A 22,015-nucleotide genomic window follows, 5' to 3' on the forward strand; every position below is an offset into this window, starting at 1 on the left:
ATCTGCCTCCTGATTGTTTTGATTTTTATTTGAATGACTTGACTGTTATTTCTGATAATTGTAAAGATTTTTTCACATGGCGAGCAAAGGTTAAAGCATGTGCGCCATCCCCATGTATACAAATGGTATCTGCTTTTAAAGACACATCGGAGCCTTGTTGAGACAAGACCCTTCCTTCTTTTACCATGCGAATGACTTGCGCAACGGCATCATCATCATTTTCTATCAGTGCATCCTTCTCCAAGCGAGAGGTCAATGAACCATCTTTTTGATAGGTCCGATCAGCAAATACTTCACTGGCCGTTTGTAATCCGATAGCCTGTCCAGCATCTATTAACTCACTTCCCGACAAACCAAATAAAATTAACTCAGGATTCACGTTATATACCGCTTCAGCTATGGCCCTGGATAACTCTTTGTTCTTTGCGGCCATATTATACAAAGCTCCATGCGGTTTCACATGCTGCATACTGCCACCTTCTGATTGCAAGAAGCCATTTAAAGCGCCAATTTGATAGACGACAAGATCATAAGCTTCCTGTGGTGTTACATTCATATTCCGTCTGCCAAAACCAATTAAATCCTGGAAACCTGGGTGTGCCCCGATTTTGACAGCCTTCCCCATTGCAAGTTGTACCGTTTTTCTCATGACCGTCGGATCACCGGCATGAAATCCACAAGCAATATTGACTGAAGTTACATAATCTAAAATCTCTTTGTCATTTCCAATTTGATAAGCACCAAAACTTTCGCCTAAATCACAATTCAAATCAACCGTTTTCATTTTACCCTCTCCTTTTTACCGGAAATTTCTGTTTATTTTTCGCGTAAATATGTAAGAATGCTTCATTTCACTTAAACCATATGAATATACCGAAATTCGGAACTTTAGTTTCATATTTCGGAATATTCATATTCTATCATAATTTAATTATTTCGACAATACTTTGTTAGATAACCTAACATATAGTTTAGCTACTATCATGTTTCAGGTGAATTATTAACTACTAATATAAAAAAGCCGTTGTTCCCTTTGATTAGGAAACAACGGCCTTGATTACAATATTTAGGGCGCATATAATGACATTCGATGTTTGAGACAGGACTTTTCTTAGTTAAATCGATTTATTGAAAATAATGATATATCTTCTTTGCTCGTACCGGAAATGATCAGATCACTCAGGATCTCTCCCATGACACTGCTGAATTTAAACCCGTGTCCAGAGAATCCTGCTGCAATAGCAATGTGTGGATAATAAGGATGTTTATCCACTATAAAGTTCTCGTCAGGGGTCATGGTGTAGATGCAAGTTTTCCCATATTTCATTTTTTGATCAGACGGCATATATTGCCGTAAAAACTCCACCAAATCTCCTTCATCTTCTTCCAATTCACCAAAACCCTTTATGCTACCATCAGGATTTATGCGGTCTCCACCATCATGTCTTCCTATTTTCATTCCAGAACCATTTATGCTTGGAAAGCCATAATATGTACCAATAGAAGTATCGAAAGTAAAAGCTGGAAAGTTATGATGATTATACAATTTTTCATTTGCCTGAAACCATGCAAATGTTTTTCTGATAGGTTCTAGAGGCAGATTTAAATCTAACATCGCTAATATTTTTGGAGCCCATGCTCCAACTGTAACCACTAAAGATTCTGAGTGGAATGTCTGTTCATCCGTTTTAATCGTGACCCCATCACTATGAACTTCTATCTTCCTTACATGACTGTTTACAAGGAAGTCAGCACCATGAGATTTCGCAAGTTGTTGATACGCTCGGATGCACTCTTCACTATTTAACACGCCCGAAGTCGATTCAAAACACCCAATAAAGTCTTCTGGCAGTTTAATACCTGGCCATCTATCATGAATTTGATTTGAATCCAAGATTTCCATTGGTAAACCATATTCCTTCGAACCAGCTTTCACTTGTTTAATGAAAGCGGAATTTTGACTTCCAGCATTCAGGACCCCCGTTGGAAGGAACAATTGTTTTCCCGTATCTTTTTCCAACTCCCCCCATAGCTTTTGGGATTTAAGAGCCAAAGAAACATACTCCCTGCCTTCACCATAAGCATGTCTAATAATTCTTGTTTCCCCGTGATGGCTGCCTTTATTATGAGGAGGAACAAAGGAATCCAATAATAGTACTTTTTGTCCTTTTTTTGATAGAAAATATCCTGAAGACATTCCCATGGATCCAGCTCCAATTACAATTACATCATAGTGCATCTTGCTTCCCTCCTTTTTAGATGAATCATACAATCATTCTAGTTTAACAGCAATCATTCATATGATCCTTAATGAAAAAGGAAGCCCCTTTACTCTATAAAATAAAGTAAAACAGCTTCCATCTTTTTTTAAAACTCCATTTCCCCGATCGCCTTTTCAACTAGCATAACTATTTCCCCTTCATGAATTTGTCTATAAATCGATTCAATGTCAGGGTGAAAAAAGCGATCTTCTTCCACCATAGGGACTTGGCTCCGAACTAAATGATATACGCCCTCCGTAACCGGTGACGGTTTCAATGGTAGATGAAAATCCATTGCTTGCGTTGCCGTCATCACTTCAATGGCTAAAATATATTCAAGTTTCTTTGAGATTTGATAGGCTTTCTTCGAAGCGAAATAAGCAAAACTTATCAAATCTTCTTGATTGGCGCATGTAGGGGTATTATCTACTGTGGCTGGATGCGAGAGCACCCTTATCTCGTTTAATAGTCCGGCGGCTGTATATTGTGGGATCATGTAGCCACTATTTAAACCAGGATTGACCACTAAGAAATTAGGTAATTCACTAAGGTGATGGTTTACTAGTCGATCTATTCTGCGTTCAGTTATTTTCGCTAGGTTTGCTAACGCTATGGCTATCGTATCCGCGTATATCCCTATATATGAACCATCAAAATTTCCAGCCATGAGTGCTATCCCATCTTCCTCTTCCGGGAAAATCAATGGATTGTCACTAACAGAGTTCATTTCATTCTCAATTGAAACAGCAGCGTCTTTCAAAACTCTTTTGATGGCTCCATGGACTTGTGGAATGCATCGTAAACTAAGCGCATCTTGTAATCTATGTTCCTTGTATGTATCAATGATTTGGCTGTCTTCCAGTATCCTTGTAACGTTTCTGGCTGTCTTGGCCTGTTCCTCATGCTTTTTTATTGCATGGGGACGGGGATCAAATGCCTTAATTGTACCTTTTAGCACTTCTAAGGACATAGCACCTGTAATGTCTGCGGTTTTAGCTGCTTGCATGCTATTGTATAAAGCCAGAGCAGCCAGGGCAGTGACGGAAGGAGTTCCGCTTATGAGAGCCAGTCCTTCTTTACACCCAAGCGTTACAGGCTTTAATCCAGATTTGGCTAGCGCATCCTTTCCCGATAGAAGCTCATCGTTGTACCACGCCCGTCCCTCCCCGATCAACAACAAGGCCATGTGTGCTTCAGGAGACAAATATCCCACTGACCCATCACCTGGAACATAGGGAAATACATCGTGATTTAAAGATGAAGCAATAAGTTTTAATACTTGTAAACGGACACCTGAATAGCCTTGACCTAAGTTTACAAGTATCATCAATTGAATGGCTCTTACTACTTCTTTTTCAAGAGGTTCCCCAACCGAAACAGCATGAGAACGAACAATATTCCGTTGAAGGGTTTCTGCGTCTTCTGGAGAAATCACCTCCGTCATATTACTGCCAAACCCTGTCGTCACACCGTAAATCAATCTATTATCATCTAAAAACTTTTCTATTAAGCTTCGTGATTGATCCACCCTTTCACAATACGCCTGTGTGAAGGTAACGATTGCACCATATCTTGCAACCGCTATCAACTCATTGATTGAGATTGCACCGTCACCTAGTACAACCTCTTTAATATCTTTAGGATGTAAACAATCGGTCGTTATCATCCTTACCCATCTCCTCTCTTATGACTCATCAAGAAGGAGAAAAAAGTTTTGGTCCTTCTCATTTAGAAATTAATCTTATGTTATTTTCTTATTTTCTGTAAAGGGAATATCGGTTCCCTTCGAAAAGTTCCCCGCTTCTAGTAATGGGTCACTCGCTTCATGCAAGGAAAGATTCTTCGTTTCAGGTGCCCAGGCAATCGATGCAATCAAACCGATTAGCAGAACCACAGCCATACCAATCATTGATGTACTTAATCCGAATGAATTTAGACTAATAGGCAGCAGAAATGTACCAATTGCAGAACCAATCCGACTAATGGCCGTAACCATACCTATTCCAGATCCACGAATCTCAGTTGGAAAAAGCTCTGCTGGGTATACTAATGTAAGGTTTGATGCTGCTGACATGAAAAATGTAAAAATCAAGAAGGCTGTCAACATTAAGAATTGAGAACCATTGTGTAAGAAGCTGAGTGAAAACAATGAAACAGTAAGGATCGTAAAAGCCCCGATCGTAAATCCTCTACGAGAAAATTTCGCGAGCAACCAAAGTCCGAAAATTGCCCCAACAAGCAAGAATAGATTTAACATGGTATCGGCAAAAAAGTTTTGTTCAAAACCCATTGTACTTAGTATCGATGGAAGGAAAGTGTAGATTGCAAAGTACGGAATAACAAGAGTTAATTTGAATATTCCACCAAAAGCCGTACGTTTACGAAGCTTTTTGCTGAAAAGTCCACTAAACCCTAGAGTCTTTTGATTTTCCGTACCAGTAAACGTTTCTCCCATTTCAACGTTCAATCCAAGGTGTTTTTTTACTATCTGGCGAGCTTCTTCGACACGTCCCATGCTGACAAGCCATCTTGGTGATTCTGGCGTTCCTATTCGTAAGACCAAAACCACAATAGCGGGAATAGCAGCACTAATAAGCATCCAACGCCATGAGTCTGGCCCAACCTGTCCCAGGTAATGACCAACAAAGTTTGAAGCTACATATCCAAGCGTCCATACTACGTTTATAGATGCGAGAAGCGAGGAGCGATACTTTTTTGGTGAAAACTCGGCGAGTAGAGTCGTACCGACAGCATAATCGCCTCCAAGTCCAAAACCAATTAGTAACCGTAAAATGAGAAGTTCTTCTGGACCACTAACAAAAAATTGTAAAATAGTAGCAATCGTGATCAGTAAAAAGTTTACGAGAAAGATTTTCTGTCTGCCAATACGATCAGAAAGTCTTCCAAGTACCAACGCTCCCCCAAAAAGACCGATTAATGCAGAACTTCCGATCAATCCAGTCCACATTGCATTTAACTCCAATTGAGGACCAAGTACTGTCAGAGCCATCGCAATGATTCCAAGTGAGTAACCATCACAGAAGCTTGATCCAAAGGTAAGGCCAGCAATACGAAAATGAAACTTATTAAATGGGGCATCGTCCATAGTGATCTTTTGTTCGTTCAAAGAATCCCCTCCATTTTTTGACTATTCAGATATATTAACTTAAAAAAATACTTTAAAATGAAATACACTCAGGCAGGACCTCCGTCCTCTATCAACTAATTCAACCTGAATAAGCTAAACACAAATTGCCCACTCCAGCATGCATTACTTTACATTCACTATTTCACCAATTGTTTTCGCTTGAAAATACTTTTACCTCCTAACTATTAACCTAATTTTATTATGATAATCTCACAAAAAACATTATAAATTAATGATTCTCTTATAATTTATATTACTATATTATATATCTATTGTATTTTTATAAAAAAAATATTAAACATTTATAAATATTAACACTTATAAAAAAAGTCTTTTCGATATGTTGCCAAATTAATACAGCTCAAGAATAGTAGATTTCAGATAGTTGCACTATCCTCATTCACCTGTATTTTCTATAAAAGAGTCTCAATCATTGAAATAAATGACTTCACTAAGGATTTTACATCCTTGTAATTCCTCAAATTTTGCCCTTGCTTCCTTTTCAGTGTCATACTCAAACATTCTTATCCTGTTCTTCGCATGAATAGTGATTATCCACATGAAAATTTCCTCCCCTCAGAAGGATTTATTCTTAAGCCTTATTTCCATTAGAGATTATTACATATTAACCCAGCCACGGAAACACGAAGCATCAGCTCTATATAAATATGTGATTCTCTTGAAACATCCTCTCACGAAAAAGGAGCAATCGCCGTAACCATTGCTCATCATAAGCTGTAACTTTCTATTTATTGGTCTAATTAGCTTCTTTCCAATCTACTATCTTTCCTAAAAAAAATTATATTTTTAACTCACCATATTATTGGTTGATGTAGACGAGTCTCCTTGTTTACCGGGTTTCACAAAAACCATCGCGATCATTCCTATTGTTACCGCAACGGATGCTGCAATAAACATTGCATTATATCCATGTTTTGCTACAAGACTCCCTGTCAGGGTCGGAGCAATAATAGTCGCTAGATTCGCAATGAAATGAGTTACTCCCCCAAAAGTTCCTGCTTTATTTGGTTCTGTATCAAGAACAACAATCCAATAGATGGAATTTGGTAAATAATTGAAGGCATTACCTATACACATTAATGCAAGTACTGCTGCAGCACTCTCGACAGTTGGGATCAACATAAAACAAACAGCTGTACAAAATAAGGATGCTACTGTGAACCAAGATCTGGCAATACGTAAATTCCCTGTTTTTCTACGTAATATATCCGAGATTTTACCACCTAATAATCCAGTGATAATAGCTCCTATCCAGGGAATCATACCAATATATGAAAGAGAAGAAAGTGAATAATTAAATTCATCTTGCAGATATTTTGGGGTCCATGTAAGTAATAAAATATTTACATATAAAAAGGCAAAATATCCAATGGCATTAAATACTAACGTAGGGTTTTTAAAAAAATGGTACCATGGTACATTTATCTGTTCGTCTAATTTCGTCTCACCTTTAATTAAAATATCTGCTCTTCGAATTTCTTCAAGTTCGGTTTTCGAGACTCTTGGATGATCTTCAGGTAAGTTTGTAAATACTTTGTTCCAAATTGCTACCCAAATAAAGCCTAATATACCGAGAATAACAAATGTTACTTTCCAGTTAGTGAAAGTTAGAAGACCTACTACGATGGGTGCAGTAATTAATGCTCCAATTGGCGTTCCAACTAATCCAAGTGCTACAGCAAACCCTTTTTCTTTAGGGGATACCCAGTTTGCCATCGTTCGATTCATCGTTGATAAGGTAGGTCCTTCAGCTAAACCAAATAAAACACGAAATACTGCAAATCCTGCCAAGGCAGAGCCTCCAAATAATGCTGCACCTATGTGACCTGCGAATATTGTCCCAATTTCAAAAAAAGACCATGTAGTTCCGGCAATGATCCACATGAATTTAGGACCTTTCTTATCTGCTAAAGCACCACCAAATAGTGCACCGAATATATAACCATATCCAAAATACCCCAGGATTGCTCCCCAACTTACAGGATCTAAATTGAACTCCTTGATTATTTCAGCTTGGGCATATGAAAGTGCACCTCTATCAATATAATTTATGATTGTAATAACAATAATCATAAAAATGATAAAGTAACGATAGTTATTTCTCAACATGTAATCACTCCTTGATGTTTGTTAGAGAGCAGCAATACTGACTGACTTTAAACATAAAAACAGTCATCCTAAAACCCTAAATCTAGTTTGCATTATGCAGCCTGTAATAAATTGCAGCCATGAACACCCTGATTCTGACTGTATTGACCCCCATAGAGTAGCTCGGATCAAGACAGACAATATCAATTTGCATGACAAACGGATACTGGCCAATTTCTAGTAAAATATCAAAAAACCCATTAGCAGGCATTCCACCATGGGTAGAAGCATGTATACCAGTGCAACTGAAGTATCAGATACTTCACCTGCTTTGGCAACTTGGAATTCTGTTAGATCATGTTGTACGTATCAAAGCCTTTTTACATCCGCCAAAATTCCAGCGGATATAAAGAGGCTCCTGATACATAGATTGAAGTTCATTAAATGTGCATTTCATGAGAGATACGGTCAACCTAATGATGGGTCGATGGGTATAGTCTCTCTTCTTTTAGTGAATTTTATAGACCAGTCAGGCTTTTAGATTCAGTCTTCACCCTATCATTCACTACTTGCACACCATTTTTCCATACAGACTTAACGTGATTGACCCCAAATAAATATTGCAACTCCTGATAGTTTTCAACATTCCATAAAACGACATCAGCTTGTTTTCCGACTTCAAGCGATCCGACCTTTTCTTGCCTGTTGATTGCACAAGCAGCATTGTATGTCGCCGCCGTAAGAGCTTCTGCAGGGGTAAGCCGCATCGAAATGCATGCCAGATTCATGACAAGCGGCATGGAAGTCGTCGGTGAAGATCCGGGATTGCAATCGGTCGAAATGGCAACAGCTACGCCTTCATCAACCATTCGTCTTCCAGGGGCCGCTTCTTCCCGTAAATACAAGGCTGTGGCTGGAAGCAAGCAGGCAATGGTACCTGACTTAGCCATAGCAGTAATCCCCTCATCGGAAGCTTTTAACAAATGCTCAGCTGAAATGGCCCCTATCTTCGCAGCTAATTCAGCTCCACCGTATGGCTCAATTTCATCAGCATGAATTTTAGGAATCAAGCCATATTTTTTTCCGGCCGTTAAAATCCGCTCCGATTGTTCAGGGGTAAAGACCCCCTTTTCACAAAATACATCATTGAATTCAGCCAGCTTCTCTTCAGACACGATTGGAAGCATATCATTTATCAGATGATCGACAAATTCATCCTCACGGCCTTTATAATCCTTTGGAACCGCATGGGCTCCCATAAATGTAGGAACAAGGTCAATCGGATGCTCCTCCTGTAATTTCTTCATCACCCGTAACTGCTTCAATTCGGTTTCCAAGTTCATTCCGTAACCGCTTTTACCCTCTACTGTGGTCACGCCATGAGCGAGAAACGAATCAAGGCGTCGGGTGGTTTGCTCCATCAATTCTTCTTCACTTGCTTCCCTGGTCATGCGGGTGGTAGCATGAATGCCACCACCTGCGTTCATAATGTCCATATATGTTGCGCCTTCAAGACGCATTTCAAATTCACGTTCCCGGCTCCCGCCATATACAACATGCGTATGTGGATCAACTAGCCCAGGTGTCACCAAATGGCCAGTTGCATCAAAGACTTCCGCTTCATGCATTCTATCTGCATAAAGTTCTTCCAATTCTTTGGTCGTACCTATCGCTTGAATCAAACCAGATTCCATCCATATGCTTCCATCTTCAATCAACCCAAGCTCCGACATTGCCTCTTTGGAACGAGGACCTTTCCTATCAGAGGTAAGGGTAGCAAGTTGAGTGGCATGTTTTATCCAAATTGGTTTTGTCATTGTTTATCAATTCCTTTATCAAGCATCGGGATATTAATTCCTCTTTCACGAGCTGTTTCCTCTGCCAGTTCATAACCTGCATCAACATGACGCACTACCCCCATCCCAGGGTCCGTTGTCAACACTCGCTCAATCCTTGCTCCTGCTTCTTTTGTGCCGTCTGCTACAATTACAACGCCTGCATGCATGGAGTAACCCATTCCTACGCCGCCGCCATGATGTACGGAAACCCAGGTTGCACCGCCCACTGCATTCACCATTGCATTTAAGATCGGCCAGTCAGCCACTACATCCGAACCATCCTTCATGGCTTCCGTTTCACGATTCGGCGAAGCAACAGATCCTGAATCCAAATGGTCACGCCCAATCACTATCGGAGCCTTCAATTCACCGCTTGCAACCATATCATTGAGGATTTTACCAAAACGGGCGCGCTCCCCATAACCAAGCCAGCATATGCGGGATGGCAGACCTTGGAACTGGATTTTTTCTTGAGCCATTTTGATCCAGTTACATAAATGTTCATTATCAGCGAATTCACGTAAAATCGCTTGGTCTGTTTTATAAATGTCTTCTGGATCACCAGATAAAGCCACCCAGCGGAATGGACCTTTACCTTCACAAAATTGTGGACGGATATAAGCTGGAACGAAGCCCGGGAAGTCAAAAGCATTCTCTACCCCTTCATCTTTAGCAACTTGACGGATATTGTTACCATAATCAAACGTCACGGCTCCTTTTTCCATCATTTCAAGCATCGCTTTTACATGTTTGGCCATTGAAGCTTTAGAAAGTTTAATATACTCTTCTGGATTTGCATTCCGTAATTCTGCAGCCTCTTCCATTGACAGGCCTGAAGGAGTATATCCATTTAGTGGATCATGGGCGGACGTCTGATCCGTCAAGACATCCGGAATAAAGTTCCTTGCGATCATTTCAGGAAGAAGATCAGAAGCATTCCCAATCAGACCAATGGATAATGCTTTCCCTTCATGTTTGGCTTCTGTTGCTAAACGAATGGCTTCATCCAAAGAATCCGTTTTCACATCGGTATAGCGCGTCTCAATTCTCCTGTCAATTCTTGTCTCATCAACATCGATCCCGATACAGACACCACCGTTCATCGTAACTGCTAGCGGCTGTGCCCCTCCCATTCCGCCTAAACCTGCCGTTAGTGTAATGGTGCCTTTTAACGAGTTATTGAAATGTTGTTTTGCAAGCTCGGCAAAGGTCTCGTATGTACCCTGTACGATTCCTTGAGAACCAATATATATCCAGCTACCAGCTGTCATCTGCCCATACATCATCAATCCCTTTTTATCAAGTTCATGGAATGTTTCCCAGTTCGCGTATGCAGGGACGATATTTGAATTTGCAAGAAGGACACGTGGTGCATCCGTATGCGTTTTAAAAATGGCCACCGGTTTACCTGATTGGACCAATAAAGTTTCATCTTCTTCAAGCTCTTTTAGTGATTTGACGATTGCATCAAAGCATTCCCAGTTACGAGCTGCTTTCCCAATCCCTCCGTATACCACTAAATCTTCTGGACGTTCAGCGACTTCAGGATCCAAATTATTCATTAACATTCTAAGCACTGCTTCTTGTTGCCATCCTTTTGTATGCAATTCTGTTCCTGTATAACGGATAACCTTGTTTGTAATCGTGTTCATTTTTGTTGCCTCCTTGTTTTGTTATGTTGTTTTCTTATATTTTCATTGTATAGGAAAAATTCAGATAATTAATTATAATTTAATGATTATTTTATAAATTATTTCAACATTTTACAGTTAACTTTAGTTTTTTATGAATTATATTAGAACTTTCAATTTAATGAAATATAATAACGATTCAGCATAAACCGAACCGTCGAGTTGAACTTCTTTAACCTCTTGGTTTCTTTCTTGATACATTTATCTGGTGGAAAAAGGCTTCTTTCCACTGTTTTACGATCTTGATTTGTTTCTTCTTGAATGTGTCTTTGATAGGTCCCGTGTTTCCTTACGAACGATCTACATTTCAAAACAAAGTTAATTGGAAGGGTTGTTCGAGACTCCTGCGGGAATACGCGTCCAAGGGAGGGCCCCGCAGGTGCAAGCAGCGCCGAGGGCGGACCGCCCGCGGAAAGCGGGTGCCTGAAGTGGAAATCAACGGTCATATTTTAAAAACCTAAAAAAAACTGTAGACAAACTCATGATTATCGAGTTTGTCTACAGTTTTTTTTATAATCCAGACCGATAAGCTGATGGAGTACAGGCTTCAAGCAGTTTGAATTTGGCATTAAAATAAGTTTGATGAGAATAACCTGCTAGTTGCGCGATTTCTTCCAATGATAAATCCGTTTCTTTTAATAGTCGTTTAGCCTCTCTAATTCGAACTTGATGAAGTGTTTGGCGAAATGACTCGCCGGATTCAGCTGCAAAACGTCGGCTGAGAGTACTTTTATTGATCCGCAGAACATCAGCGCATGTCGATAAATTCCACTGGGCATCCCAATAGTTGGACTCAATCAGTTCCCTTGCTTTTTCGCTAAGAGTGCGTGCTCCTTCTTGTAATTGTTCATGATCCTGAAGAAGCAAATGAGTGGTAAACGAATGCAGCTCTTTAACGATTTGATGAATGACTGGTTTATGCACGATTTGCTGAAAGACGTCATAGTATATGGCTTCTAGAGAAGCATGTTGCAAGTTGTACGATTTCATATGCCTTCGGATTTGCGCAAGTACACTTGTAAGACGGATACGAACTATTTCCGGGTCAGGATATGGTTGTTGAAAAGTAAGAAATTCGCGTTCGATCCAGTTCCTGATGGCTTTCGCATCACGCCTTTCGAGCATTTCTATCCAAAGCCTTTGTTCAAGAGGTGTGAGGAATGGATCCATCTCTTGATGGGACGTTTGTTGGCTTTCCGCTAAAATGATATCATAACCATCGAAAAAGATTTGCCTCGTGAATTCACGAGTTTGCTGGTATATCCTTTTTAATGACTCACCTGAAGCTCCCACTTTGATAATGATGGCAAGAGGCTCATCCATTTTTTCTTTCCATTGAGCAAGGAACGCTTGGTATTCTTCTTTATATACCTCAACCTCCTTTGTTTCCTGGACGCATAGAATAAAATCCGATAAAGCGAATATTTGGTTTTTCCCAGTAAAAGAATATCCTTGCAGTTCATCATAAACCAAAGGAAGGGTCTTATTATCAGGTGTCAAAAAGGCCACCATGGTTATCCGAATATCATGCCTCCGCTCGGTCAAGAAGAAATCGGGATAACCGATATCCAATGTATTCTCCTCACCTATTGTGTTTGTTGAGTGAAACCCCTGTCCATTTCTCAATCGAAAACGCAATTGTTGAATATGTTTTACCAAATCCGCTGAAGAAAAAGGACGGAATAGCACATCTTCGGCACGAAAACGCAAGGCCCGATAAGCGGTTTGAAAGATTCGCTCAGATGAGATGCCTAACCATCGGATTCCCCTCCGCTTTAACGAAGCACCCATCGCTTCACTTTCATTCGTCCATATATCCATATCCAAAATGACGAATTCCGGTTGCTGATTACTCATATCCTTTTCAAATTCCTCAATTGTTTTCCACAAGATCAGTTTGACTCCCGTAAGGTGGGACTCCACTATCCAACGAATTCCTTGAGCTTCTATCTCATCTTTTGCCACCAAATGAATTTCCACATCATCACCCCATCTCTTGCTGCATTCCATTTTCGAACAAATATTAGTACTGTCTTTCCTCCATTTTATTCGAAAGCGAAAGCTTCGGACAAGCCATGTCCAGAAAATCCAGCGATAGGATTAACTATTTTGACATGTTCAAACGGTATTTTTTCTAAATAAGAAGTCCCTCGATTAAAAACCATTCCATTTTTACTTTATGTACGATATAACTATATGAAAATATAAATAGAAACACCAGAGAAAAATTTACGCTTCCAGTGATGTTTCTATTTATAGTCCTTATATGGCACCATTAAAAATGATATTATAATTGATTAATATGGGCTTCAACCTCCTTGACGATGTTTTCACCTGAAGAACTAGTTAATTTTAATGATAATAGAGTGATGACACCTATCACGAGTAATCCAGATAAAATAAACATACCTTGCGTAAATGCAACAGTTCCAAGTATCATCGGTCCTACAAAACCACCTAAAGCGGCAAATGAATTAACTAGTGCTATGCCAACAGGTGCCGTGGACTCAGTGAAGAAAAATGTCATATAGGCAAAAAAGCATCCAGTAAACCCATACAACCCGAAAGATGTAATCGTTAACATTAGCACCATCATAAAGACACTATTTGAGAAGCCGCATCCGATAAACCCGATCACGGCTATCATGAGGCAAACGAGTAAATGTGATTTGTGTGCATTCGTCCGATCTGAATTCCAGCCAACAAAAATAATCGCAGGTATACCAACTAACGAAGGTATCATTGCTAACCAGCCTATTTCTAAATTGGATGTTGCATTTTCCGATAATGATTTTATGATGGTGGGCATCCAAAAAGACAATCCATAGATTGCTGTGTATCCTGCGAAATAAAATAGAGCCAGCTTCCAAATCTTCGAGTCCTTCAGCATATCAAGCTTGGTAACTTTATTTATTTTCGAGCTTACTTGTCTTTCAGCACTCAATTCAGTTTCTAGCCAATCGCTTTCTTCCTTTGTTAACCACTTTGCATTAGTTGGTCTATTAGTTAAATAAAAAACAACCACAATTCCAATCATAATCGCTGGAATTCCTTCCAAGATGAACATCCATCTCCACCCTGCCATATCGAACCAGGATATATTATCAAGAATCCAAGTCGAAACAGGAGCTCCAATTAATCCACCAACCGGTAATGCTAGAAGTAATACGGCTGTTGCCCGTCCTCTTTCACGGGCTCGAAACCAATAAGTTAAATACAAAATGATCCCGGGGAAAAATCCAGCTTCAGCGACACCTAATAAAAAACGGAGCATATATAAATGCATCGTCGTTTGCGCAAAACCGGTTAATATAACCACGATTCCCCATGAAATCATGATTCGGGCAATCCATATCCGAGCCCCAACTTTATGCATGATCATGTTGCTTGGAACTTCAAAAAAGAAATAACCTATAAAGAAAATACCAGAAAGCAGCCCAAATACTTCAGCTGATAAGGCTAATTCTGCATTCATTTGTAAAGCTGCATAGCCTAAATTAACCCTATCCAAGTAAGCGATAATATATAGAATCAAGATAAATGGAAGAATGCGTTTCATCGTTTTACTGATCGTCCTCTTCTCTATTTCACCAATAGATCGATTCATCATTATTTCCTCCCTTTTCAAGCAAGCTACTATTTACTGCATTAAACAAATACGCTGTCCGCTAATCCTTTTCATTTCTTTTTTGCGATTCTTTACAACCTGGATTTCATAAAGTCATTTACTAAGTTTAATGGGACCATAAAAAAGCCTAGAACCACCTCCCCTCCATTTGCGTTTACTGTTTCACTAGCATTTTTATCAGTGTCGGAGATTAAGCAGCAAATGTCACAACATTTTAAACGGCATCATTTCATCAAGGCTTTTAAAAGGGATATTCCTTTTCAAACATCCTATTAACCGATTAGATAGAAACTTTTGATAACAAACACCACGAACAGGTAAGTTTTTTGATTCATTCAGGCGTTCTTAGTGGAGCGAATAAGGAATTTAATGTGGAAGCGTTTATAATTGTGAATAGAGCAGTGGGAGGAGCTAAGAAGGTGATTGCAGCCAAATCGTTGTCTATACTGATAATCTAGGTTAGATTGAAAAGACCATTAACTTTCTAACTAGACTGTAGTCTGATAGTAAACCATGCGTGAATATTCTGTCAATTATTACCTGGAGGTTTTTTTGAATGATTGAACCTAGAAAAAAGCAACTTAGGGGAGAAAAAACTCGTGAAAAAATTTTAAAAATAGCATTAAAGCTTTTTAGTGAAAAAGGTTATGATAAAGTTACAGTAGATGAAATCGTAAAAAAAAGCGGTACATCAAAGGGGTCATTTTACCAACACTTTTCTGCGAAATCAGACATCTTCTTAGTGAGGTTCAAAGAAGTTGATGATTATTATCAAAAAGTCTATCAATCGTTTCCAATTGATATGGCCGCCTTTGATAAATTAGCTATTTTCATTCGTAAATTGATGCGTTTTCTAGAAGAAGAAATGGGCAAAGATTTAATGAAAGTCATATATAGTTCCGCATTGGATTCAAAAGAACATACATACTTTTTAAATTCAAATCGCTCACTATTCAAAATTATTCGGTTCTTAATTGAAGAGGCAAAAGAACAAAACGGGATTAGATCAGACCAAACCGTTGATGAAATTTCTACTCTTATCACACAAAGCCTGATGGGAATCATCTATCATTGGGGATTAAACAACTCCGAACGAACACTGGAATCATTATCCATGCCACTAACCGAAACAATCATTAATGGCTTGAAAATGAAGTCCTAATACACTCCTGTATAAATGGAAAGTTCATTGAATGTTCGTCGACTCCCACTGTGCAGTGAGGGTGACTCCATTATTGTTTTTACTATTGGAATAGAGTGTCAGACAAATTAATAGAGGAGCCGAAAACTATTTATCATGAAACGATTTTTCTTTGTCATCCTATATGCTATATTATTCGGTTTATCACTACAGGCTTTTCATTTCAAACTTGACCATCCTATTGCAGAAGATATCAGCCGGCTGATGCCGGTTAAAATGAAAGCGATACAAGCAGAAGATAATGAGGAAGCAATCAAAAGAATCATTTTAGAAGCAAACGAAAACGATGATCCCATCTCCATCGGCGGAATGCAGCACAGCCAAGGTGGACAGACATTATATCCAAATGGAATCCTGCTCGATATGAAGCGTTATGATAAAGTCCTCGATTTAGATGTAAAAGGTAAACGCATCACCGTTCAAAGCGGGGCAACCTGGGCTGATTTGCAAGAATATATCAACCCCTATGGACTTGCATTGAAAGTGAGCCAATCTCAAAATATTTTTACAATAGGCGGTTCTTTGAGCGTTAATGTTCATGGCCGCGATATCCGTCACCATGCCTTGATAGAAACCGTGGAATCATTTAGATTGCTTAATGCGAAAGGACAAATCCTTACAGTTAGCCGCAAAGAAAATTCGGAGCTCTTCTCTTCGGTCATCGGCGGATATGGTCTATTTGGCGTAATACTTGATGTGACTCTCCAGCTTACCGATGACGAACTTTATAAAATCAAAACTAAATCACTCCATTATGATGAATATACGTCGTATTTTAAAAAAGAGGTTTTGGAAAACGATGATGTAAAGATGCATCTAGCAAGAATATCCGTTGCTCCCGGCTCCTATTTAGACGAAATGTATGTAACGGATTATTATAGGGCAAATGACCAAGCACAATTATCAAACTATGACACTCTCAAACGTGAAACGATCATTGCCGTGCCTAAATTATTTCTTGGTCTATCGCGTTATAATGACTGGGGTAAAGAGAGGTTTTGGGAAACTCAAGAGACCTATAGCGCCAATATAAATGACCATTTGATTTCCAGGAATAATGCGATGCGGTCGGACTCAGCCTTTATGGATTACAGCAATCCCTCTAAAACGGAAGTACTTCAAGAATATTTCGTTCCGATCGATCAATTTGCTGATTATATCGATGATCTAAGAAAAACTTTATCTGACGAAAAGGATTTTAATTTATTAAACATTACCATTCGTTATGTGGAGCAAAATGATGAATCCATGATGTCTTATGCCAAGGAAGATATGTTCGCTCTTGTTATGCTCATCAATCAAGGAACTGATAGGGAGAACAAGGAAACTTCGGGCAGGGTCATCCGGAACATGATTGATGTGACGCTTAACCATAACGGCAGCTACTATTTGCCCTATTATGGTTATCCCACTAAGAGGCAATTATATGAAGCCTATCCGCGTACTGAGGACTTCTTTCAATTAAAAAAGAAATATGATCCCGATAATCGCTTCATGAATCTTTTCTATGAGGAGTATCATCCATGAATTATAAACGTTTCATTGTTTACCAAGGCACTGTAGGAATGGCTGCCAGCATGATTTTCCCATTTTATATTTTGCTAATTAAAAATGTAGGTACCAGCTATTCGCAATTTGGCTGGGCATATGGAATATTCTCACTTACAGCAGCACTAAGTTATCCTTTAATCGGAAAATTAACGGACAGAGCAGGTGACAAAGTATTTCTCCTTATTTATTCATGGGGAATGGCTCTAATCCTTCTTGCTTTTCCTCTCGCATATGAAATCTGGCATGTCTATCTCTTGCAGATTGTAATGGGGATTCTTGGCGCTATGCAAAAAAACACTGAAAAAACAGCTCTTGCAAGATATGTTACGAAAACGACGGCGGGGAAGGAAATTGGAAATTACCATGTTTGGACATCCATTGGTGCAGCAGCGGCCGTTATAGCAACTGGATATTTAGTGGATTTTTTAACGATCGGAAGCATTTTTTATCTTGCATCCCTCATGTTTGCCTGGAGTGGTTTTATTATGATGAAGATGGGGAAAACCACAACGCTTTCCCTCGATGAATAATTTAAACACCTTTTTCTTTTTTGCAAAGAAGCATCTGCTTTCACCCAAAGCTGATGCTTCTTTTAATATATCAATCTTGAAGTCAAGATACACTAGAACGAAAAAACAGCAAACTAGTTGCCAGCTTCTTTTAAAAGTCTTTCAAATCCAGCCATACCATGCAATGCATCATCCTTTACCGTAGCTAAAATCGTTCTTTTAGGTCGCTTCCTCATGTCTCTTTCACTTTATTTACTTCAATTTTCAACATGATACTTCTATAGAAATAGGGTTCACCGTCATCATTTCGGAATCTAAAGATTCAAAATCCGTTTTTAAATCGTTTGAGCTACGCGAGATTCCTTTGCATCGTTCGCTTATGCCAGCAACCTTCTAATGTTTTCCTTAGCTACAAACCATACCTTTTTGTATATATATTCTAGCGTGGTGTATTCCTGGATATATAATATTTTGTTTGTCACTATTATACTTTCCCTTCTTCCGCAATACTTTCGTTACATTCCAGTACAAGAAGTTAATCAGCTAAAATTCCATTTTCCAATCGGTATAATTCCCATAGATTCACCTCAAATTAATTCCTTTTAGTGAGGGTTTTGAGCAGTTGAAAAACATCAGGCCATTCAATCTTTTCATCTTCTGCAGCAGTCAATATTTAAGTAACCTGCAATCCATAGGAAATATACGGCCTCGCGTTGTAGTGTATGTCAATGTGGGAATCACAGCATTTTCCCTGGGACATTTCTGATGGAAATCTTCTTCCGTTTTTTTTAAAAAAGTTTGACATACTGGTGCTCCCGATACTTCGGCAGACTTTTTCCAACTTGATTTATCTTTTGTTTTTATCATCCGCTGAATTCCCGGATTATCATAAATTGTTGAATTCTCCATTCTTCCTATCTGGTGGCAGGATGTCATCCATTTTTGTTTTTGCATGCCGACGGTATAAAACTGTCCAGGCAATGGTCGCCCCTAGAATCGAATAGAAAACAACTGGTGATACAGCCAAAAAGGATGCTACTGACAAGCGGAGCAACAAGAGCATTTTAACAACTGCTTCCCCGACCAAAGCGATTCCCCACACAGTGGTCATCAACCTGACAACAAAACGAAAATACGCTACATCCCAATTCTGTTCAAATTTACCCTTCTTGTTATTTTCCCCACTCTCACTAAAGCGAATGCCGAAGTGATAAATTAACGGTTTGTTGAACAATAAAGAACCGATAAAAATAAGCCCCAAAAATCCGGTAACCATTGATTCTCTCATTAAAATCCACTTTTCACTTCCACCAAATAAAAAGGCCGAAAGACTAAGGACGAACCCAGTCAGCATAAACAAACCAAACGCATCGGCCTTTCGGTGTATCATAAAATGATACAGATTATCCGCCAAAGGGATAATTGTTGCGAATAACAAAGAAGTAAAACTGGAGAAATGTGTTAATAAGAGATTATAAACCACCAGCGGCATAATTCCGTTCATTATGATGCTGAATGCAATCGATTTAACCAACTTTACTTTTCCTGATAATTCCATTTTTACCCCTCCCAAATTTCCCCTCACTTATCTCATTCATTATTTATATACTGACAGTGTCTTTGTCGTTCTGTAAATATTATTTTACCATTTTTTTCTTGTTTTCTTGTTCATCAATAATTTTGCAATAGTAATACTCCGTTATTTCTTCCATTAATTTAACATTATTAATTTAACATTATAAAAGGTGGAAAGAATGTAGAACTAACCTGCCCCGCTAGTTGACTAAAGCTGCCTTAAGACAGCTCCGATCTTCAGCTATAACCTGTTGGTTCATACGATTTACATTTTACAACTATGCTTTTAATGGATTCTACAATTTATTTGTAATTTTAACTGTATGTCTTGTTGATGCTGCAAATAATATTCCGATTGGTAATCAAAATATTCTATTACATATTATATAATCACTTAATTTTATGTATTAAATTAAAGTTAGTTTGCTTTTGAACTAAGCCAATTATCTTGTGTAATATTTTCATCACAGGACCACTACAAAATCTTAGTGCCTTTTGATTATCTCAAATATAGAGTTAAAAATTTCTCGTACCGAATCCAACTCCGAAGGATTTGAAAGACATACCTTCAAATTGTCTCGACAATCCGGTCATCGAAAACTTCTTTGACTTATTAAAATCCGAATTACTCTATCTTCAAGATTTTTCCAGAAGAATATATCCGTTACTACAATCATCGATGAATCAAGCTAAAATTAAAAGGCATGAGCCCGGTAGATTACCGGGTTCATGCCCTCAAGGCTGCCTAATTAAATGAAGTGTCTAACTTTTTGGGTTCACTTCAAGCTTGGCTCTTTTAAGACTCTTTATCATTTCAACTCATTTATAAAATTTAATACGATCCTCAAGTGGTTGGAATTCTTTCTCACCTGCTGGGGCTGTTGGTTGTCCAAATGGCATTTGGGCAATTAATTTCCAATTAGATGGAACATCCCATTCTTTTTTCACCTCATCATCAATTAGAGGGTTATAATGCTGCAAGGTCGCTCCTAATCCTTCTCCTTCGAGCGCAGTCCAAACAACTAATTGGTGCATACCGGATGTTTGTTGGGACCAGATTGGAAAATTATCGGCATATGTGGCAAATTGTTCTTGCAGTGATTTCACAACAGATTCATCTTCAAAGAATAATACTGTCCCATATCCAGCTTTAAAGGAATCCATTTTTTGTTGAGTGCCTGTGAAATCTCTCTCACCAACTGCTTTTTTTAAGGCTTGCGTCGTAATGTCCCATAATTTATCATGTGCTGCGCCTGTTAATACAATAAGGCGGGAAGATTGTGAATTAAAAGCCGATGGCGTATGCTTTACGGCAAATTCAACAATTTCCTTAATTTTCTCATCGGATACTTGTATCTCTTTATTGATTCCATAATATGAACGTCTCTCTTTAATAGCGGTGTAAAAATCTTTTGTCATCATTCGTTCCTCCTGTATATCTGGATATATATCAAACCATTTTTTATTTCTACCTGTTTTAGTATGGGCATTAACCTATATATCATTCACTAATCGTTTTCCAGTTATTCTTTAACTAATTCTTTGGTACTTCTTACTGTATCAATGGGACGAACCATTTTTTCAATTTGATCTCTTTTCGGTTCTAAGAAAGGTGGTAAAGATAACTTTTCTCCAAGTGTTTCATACGGCTCATCCCTCATAAATCCAGGACCATCCGTGGCAAACTCGAATAAAATTTGTGGCGCCACTCGTACGTAAAGTGACTCAAAAAAGTGACGATCAACATAGCCAGACGTATGAAATTGGAAGCTTTCCATTCGTTTGATCCATTCTTCTAAAACGGAACGGTCTTCTACACGGAATGCTGTATGGTGAACAGTACCAAAACCTTGACGCGCCTGAGGAAGGTCCGAATTATGTTCGACAATCACCTGGGCTCCATTCCCACCCTCACCTACTTCAAATAGATGGAATGATCCTTCATTGTCTATTTCTTTGAACAATAGAACTTTTTCCATCATTTCTTTAAAATAATCGAAGTTTGCGATACGAATGAAAATGGGTCCTAATCCTGTTATGGCGTATTCCAGAGGAATCGGTCCGTTTTGCCAAGGGATTCCGGCTGCTACCCCTTCATTGTTTTCATCGGATATCAATTGATATTGCTGATCATCAAAATCAACAAAAGAAATGACCTTTTTACCAAATTGTTTCTGAATTCCTGTGTTCTCCACTTCTAAACGGTCAAAACGTTTAACCCAATATTCTAATGCGGCATCATTCGGTACACGGAAAGATGTTTTTGAAATCTCATTTGTTCCATGTACTCCTTTTGGAATGCCAGGAAAGTCGAAGAAAGTCATGTCCGTGCCTGGACCGCCAACATCATCTGCAAAAAATAGGTGATAAGTTTGGATATCATCTTGGTTCACTGTTTTCTTGACTAAACGCATACCTAATATATAAGTGAAGAATTCATAATTTTTTTCTGCGCTGCTAGTTATGGCCGTTACATGGTGTATTCCTTTTAATCCATTCATTCA

16 protein-coding genes and 1 pseudogene are annotated in these 22,015 nt (G+C 38.8%); 4 read left to right on the forward strand and 13 right to left on the reverse strand.

The window, feature by feature from the left end:
- Window positions 1–25: 25 nt before the first annotated feature.
- The 10 genes from pxpA to ACQKMH_RS24010 form a co-directional block, all read right to left on the reverse strand.
- A complete protein-coding gene (gene pxpA, locus ACQKMH_RS23965; RefSeq protein WP_427589848.1) occupies window positions 26–784 on the reverse strand; it encodes a 5-oxoprolinase subunit PxpA in 759 nt (252 codons plus the stop codon).
- A 327-nt stretch (window positions 785–1,111) separates the two neighbouring features.
- Window positions 1,112–2,239 carry an N-methyl-L-tryptophan oxidase gene (solA, locus tag ACQKMH_RS23970; protein WP_427589849.1) on the reverse strand — a complete coding sequence of 376 codons (1,128 nt, stop codon included), beginning with the start codon at window positions 2,237–2,239 and terminating at the stop codon, window positions 1,112–1,114.
- A gap of 128 nt (window positions 2,240–2,367) precedes the next feature.
- Entirely contained in the window at window positions 2,368–3,927 is a 1,560-nt protein-coding gene (hutH, locus tag ACQKMH_RS23975; protein ID WP_427589850.1) for a histidine ammonia-lyase, read from the reverse strand.
- Window positions 3,928–4,002: 75 nt separating this feature from the next.
- Entirely contained in the window at window positions 4,003–5,388 is a 1,386-nt protein-coding gene (locus ACQKMH_RS23980) for an MFS transporter (protein WP_427589851.1), read from the reverse strand.
- 447 nt (window positions 5,389–5,835) lie between these two features.
- Entirely contained in the window at window positions 5,836–5,970 is a 135-nt protein-coding gene (locus tag ACQKMH_RS23985; protein WP_427589852.1) for a hypothetical protein, read from the reverse strand.
- Window positions 5,971–6,216: 246 nt separating this feature from the next.
- Window positions 6,217–7,539 carry an MFS transporter gene (locus ACQKMH_RS23990; RefSeq protein WP_427589853.1) on the reverse strand — a complete coding sequence of 441 codons (1,323 nt, stop codon included), beginning with the start codon at window positions 7,537–7,539 and terminating at the stop codon, window positions 6,217–6,219.
- Between the two features lie 497 nt (window positions 7,540–8,036).
- Entirely contained in the window at window positions 8,037–9,335 is a 1,299-nt protein-coding gene (hutI, locus tag ACQKMH_RS23995; protein WP_230156496.1) for an imidazolonepropionase, read from the reverse strand.
- Window positions 9,332–11,008 carry a urocanate hydratase gene (gene hutU / locus ACQKMH_RS24000; RefSeq protein WP_427589854.1) on the reverse strand — a complete coding sequence of 559 codons (1,677 nt, stop codon included), beginning with the start codon at window positions 11,006–11,008 and terminating at the stop codon, window positions 9,332–9,334. Before hutU ends, hutI begins: the two co-directional genes overlap by 4 nt.
- Before the next feature lie 549 nt (window positions 11,009–11,557).
- Entirely contained in the window at window positions 11,558–13,027 is a 1,470-nt protein-coding gene (locus tag ACQKMH_RS24005) for a helix-turn-helix transcriptional regulator (RefSeq protein ID WP_427589855.1), read from the reverse strand.
- A 307-nt stretch (window positions 13,028–13,334) separates the two neighbouring features.
- Complete coding sequence (locus ACQKMH_RS24010) at window positions 13,335–14,657, reverse strand: MFS transporter (RefSeq protein ID WP_427589856.1); 1,323 nt, start codon at window positions 14,655–14,657, stop codon at window positions 13,335–13,337.
- A 574-nt stretch (window positions 14,658–15,231) separates the two neighbouring features.
- Here ACQKMH_RS24010 and ACQKMH_RS24015 point away from each other — a divergent pair.
- The 3 genes from ACQKMH_RS24015 to ACQKMH_RS24025 all read left to right on the forward strand — a co-directional run bounded on the left by ACQKMH_RS24015 (window position 15,232) and on the right by ACQKMH_RS24025 (window position 17,957).
- A complete protein-coding gene (locus ACQKMH_RS24015; protein ID WP_427589857.1) occupies window positions 15,232–15,837 on the forward strand; it encodes a TetR/AcrR family transcriptional regulator in 606 nt (201 codons plus the stop codon).
- A gap of 135 nt (window positions 15,838–15,972) precedes the next feature.
- On the forward strand, window positions 15,973–17,403 hold the full coding sequence (locus ACQKMH_RS24020) for an FAD-binding protein (protein ID WP_427589858.1): 1,431 nt from the start codon (window positions 15,973–15,975) through the stop codon (window positions 17,401–17,403).
- A complete protein-coding gene (locus ACQKMH_RS24025) occupies window positions 17,400–17,957 on the forward strand; it encodes an MFS transporter (protein WP_427589859.1) in 558 nt (185 codons plus the stop codon). Before ACQKMH_RS24020 ends, ACQKMH_RS24025 begins: the two co-directional genes overlap by 4 nt.
- Window positions 17,958–18,822: 865 nt before the next feature.
- Here the strand turns inward: ACQKMH_RS24025 and ACQKMH_RS24030 are convergent.
- The gene (locus ACQKMH_RS24030) at window positions 18,823–19,494 is read right to left on the reverse strand and encodes a VC0807 family protein (RefSeq protein ID WP_427589860.1); all 672 of its coding nucleotides are present in this window, start codon (window positions 19,492–19,494) and stop codon (window positions 18,823–18,825) included.
- Between the two features lie 588 nt (window positions 19,495–20,082).
- Between ACQKMH_RS24030 and ACQKMH_RS24035 the strand changes: the two are divergent.
- A pseudogene (locus tag ACQKMH_RS24035) lies at window positions 20,083–20,260 on the forward strand (IS3 family transposase); the annotation flags it as partial.
- Between the two features lie 70 nt (window positions 20,261–20,330).
- Here ACQKMH_RS24035 and ACQKMH_RS24040 read toward each other — a convergent pair.
- Window positions 20,331–20,930 (reverse strand): nitroreductase family protein, encoded by a 600-nt coding sequence (locus ACQKMH_RS24040; protein WP_427589962.1) that lies wholly within the window; start codon window positions 20,928–20,930, stop codon window positions 20,331–20,333.
- Between the two features lie 104 nt (window positions 20,931–21,034).
- Entirely contained in the window at window positions 21,035–22,012 is a 978-nt protein-coding gene (locus tag ACQKMH_RS24045) for a ring-cleaving dioxygenase (RefSeq protein ID WP_427589861.1), read from the reverse strand.
- Window positions 22,013–22,015: the final 3 nt, after the last annotated feature.

The sequence above is a fragment of the Peribacillus sp. NPDC097895 genome (genome assembly GCF_050277555.1).
Lineage (GTDB): Bacteria > Bacillota > Bacilli > Bacillales > DSM-1321 > Peribacillus.

Bases quoted from the DNA above. Each gene is read 5' to 3' on its own strand.
- pxpA (WP_427589848.1), bottom strand. From the start codon at position 784: ATGAAAACGGTTGATTTGAATTGTGATTTAGGCGAAAGTTTTGGTGCT.
- solA (WP_427589849.1), bottom strand. From the start codon at position 2,239: ATGCACTATGATGTAATTGTAATTGGAGCTGGATCCATGGGAATGTCT.
- hutH (WP_427589850.1), bottom strand. From the start codon at position 3,927: ATGATAACGACCGATTGTTTACATCCTAAAGATATTAAAGAGGTTGTA.
- ACQKMH_RS23985 (WP_427589852.1), bottom strand. From the start codon at position 5,970: ATGTGGATAATCACTATTCATGCGAAGAACAGGATAAGAATGTTTGAG.
- ACQKMH_RS23990 (WP_427589853.1), bottom strand. From the start codon at position 7,539: ATGTTGAGAAATAACTATCGTTACTTTATCATTTTTATGATTATTGTT.
- hutI (WP_230156496.1), bottom strand. From the start codon at position 9,335: ATGACAAAACCAATTTGGATAAAACATGCCACTCAACTTGCTACCCTT.
- hutU (WP_427589854.1), bottom strand. From the start codon at position 11,008: ATGAACACGATTACAAACAAGGTTATCCGTTATACAGGAACAGAATTG.
- ACQKMH_RS24010 (WP_427589856.1), bottom strand. From the start codon at position 14,657: ATGATGAATCGATCTATTGGTGAAATAGAGAAGAGGACGATCAGTAAA.
- ACQKMH_RS24015 (WP_427589857.1), top strand. From the start codon at position 15,232: ATGATTGAACCTAGAAAAAAGCAACTTAGGGGAGAAAAAACTCGTGAA.
- ACQKMH_RS24020 (WP_427589858.1), top strand. From the start codon at position 15,973: ATGAAACGATTTTTCTTTGTCATCCTATATGCTATATTATTCGGTTTA.
- ACQKMH_RS24025 (WP_427589859.1), top strand. From the start codon at position 17,400: ATGAATTATAAACGTTTCATTGTTTACCAAGGCACTGTAGGAATGGCT.
- ACQKMH_RS24030 (WP_427589860.1), bottom strand. From the start codon at position 19,494: ATGGAATTATCAGGAAAAGTAAAGTTGGTTAAATCGATTGCATTCAGC.
- ACQKMH_RS24040 (WP_427589962.1), bottom strand. From the start codon at position 20,930: ATGACAAAAGATTTTTACACCGCTATTAAAGAGAGACGTTCATATTAT.
- ACQKMH_RS24045 (WP_427589861.1), bottom strand. From the start codon at position 22,012: ATGAATGGATTAAAAGGAATACACCATGTAACGGCCATAACTAGCAGC.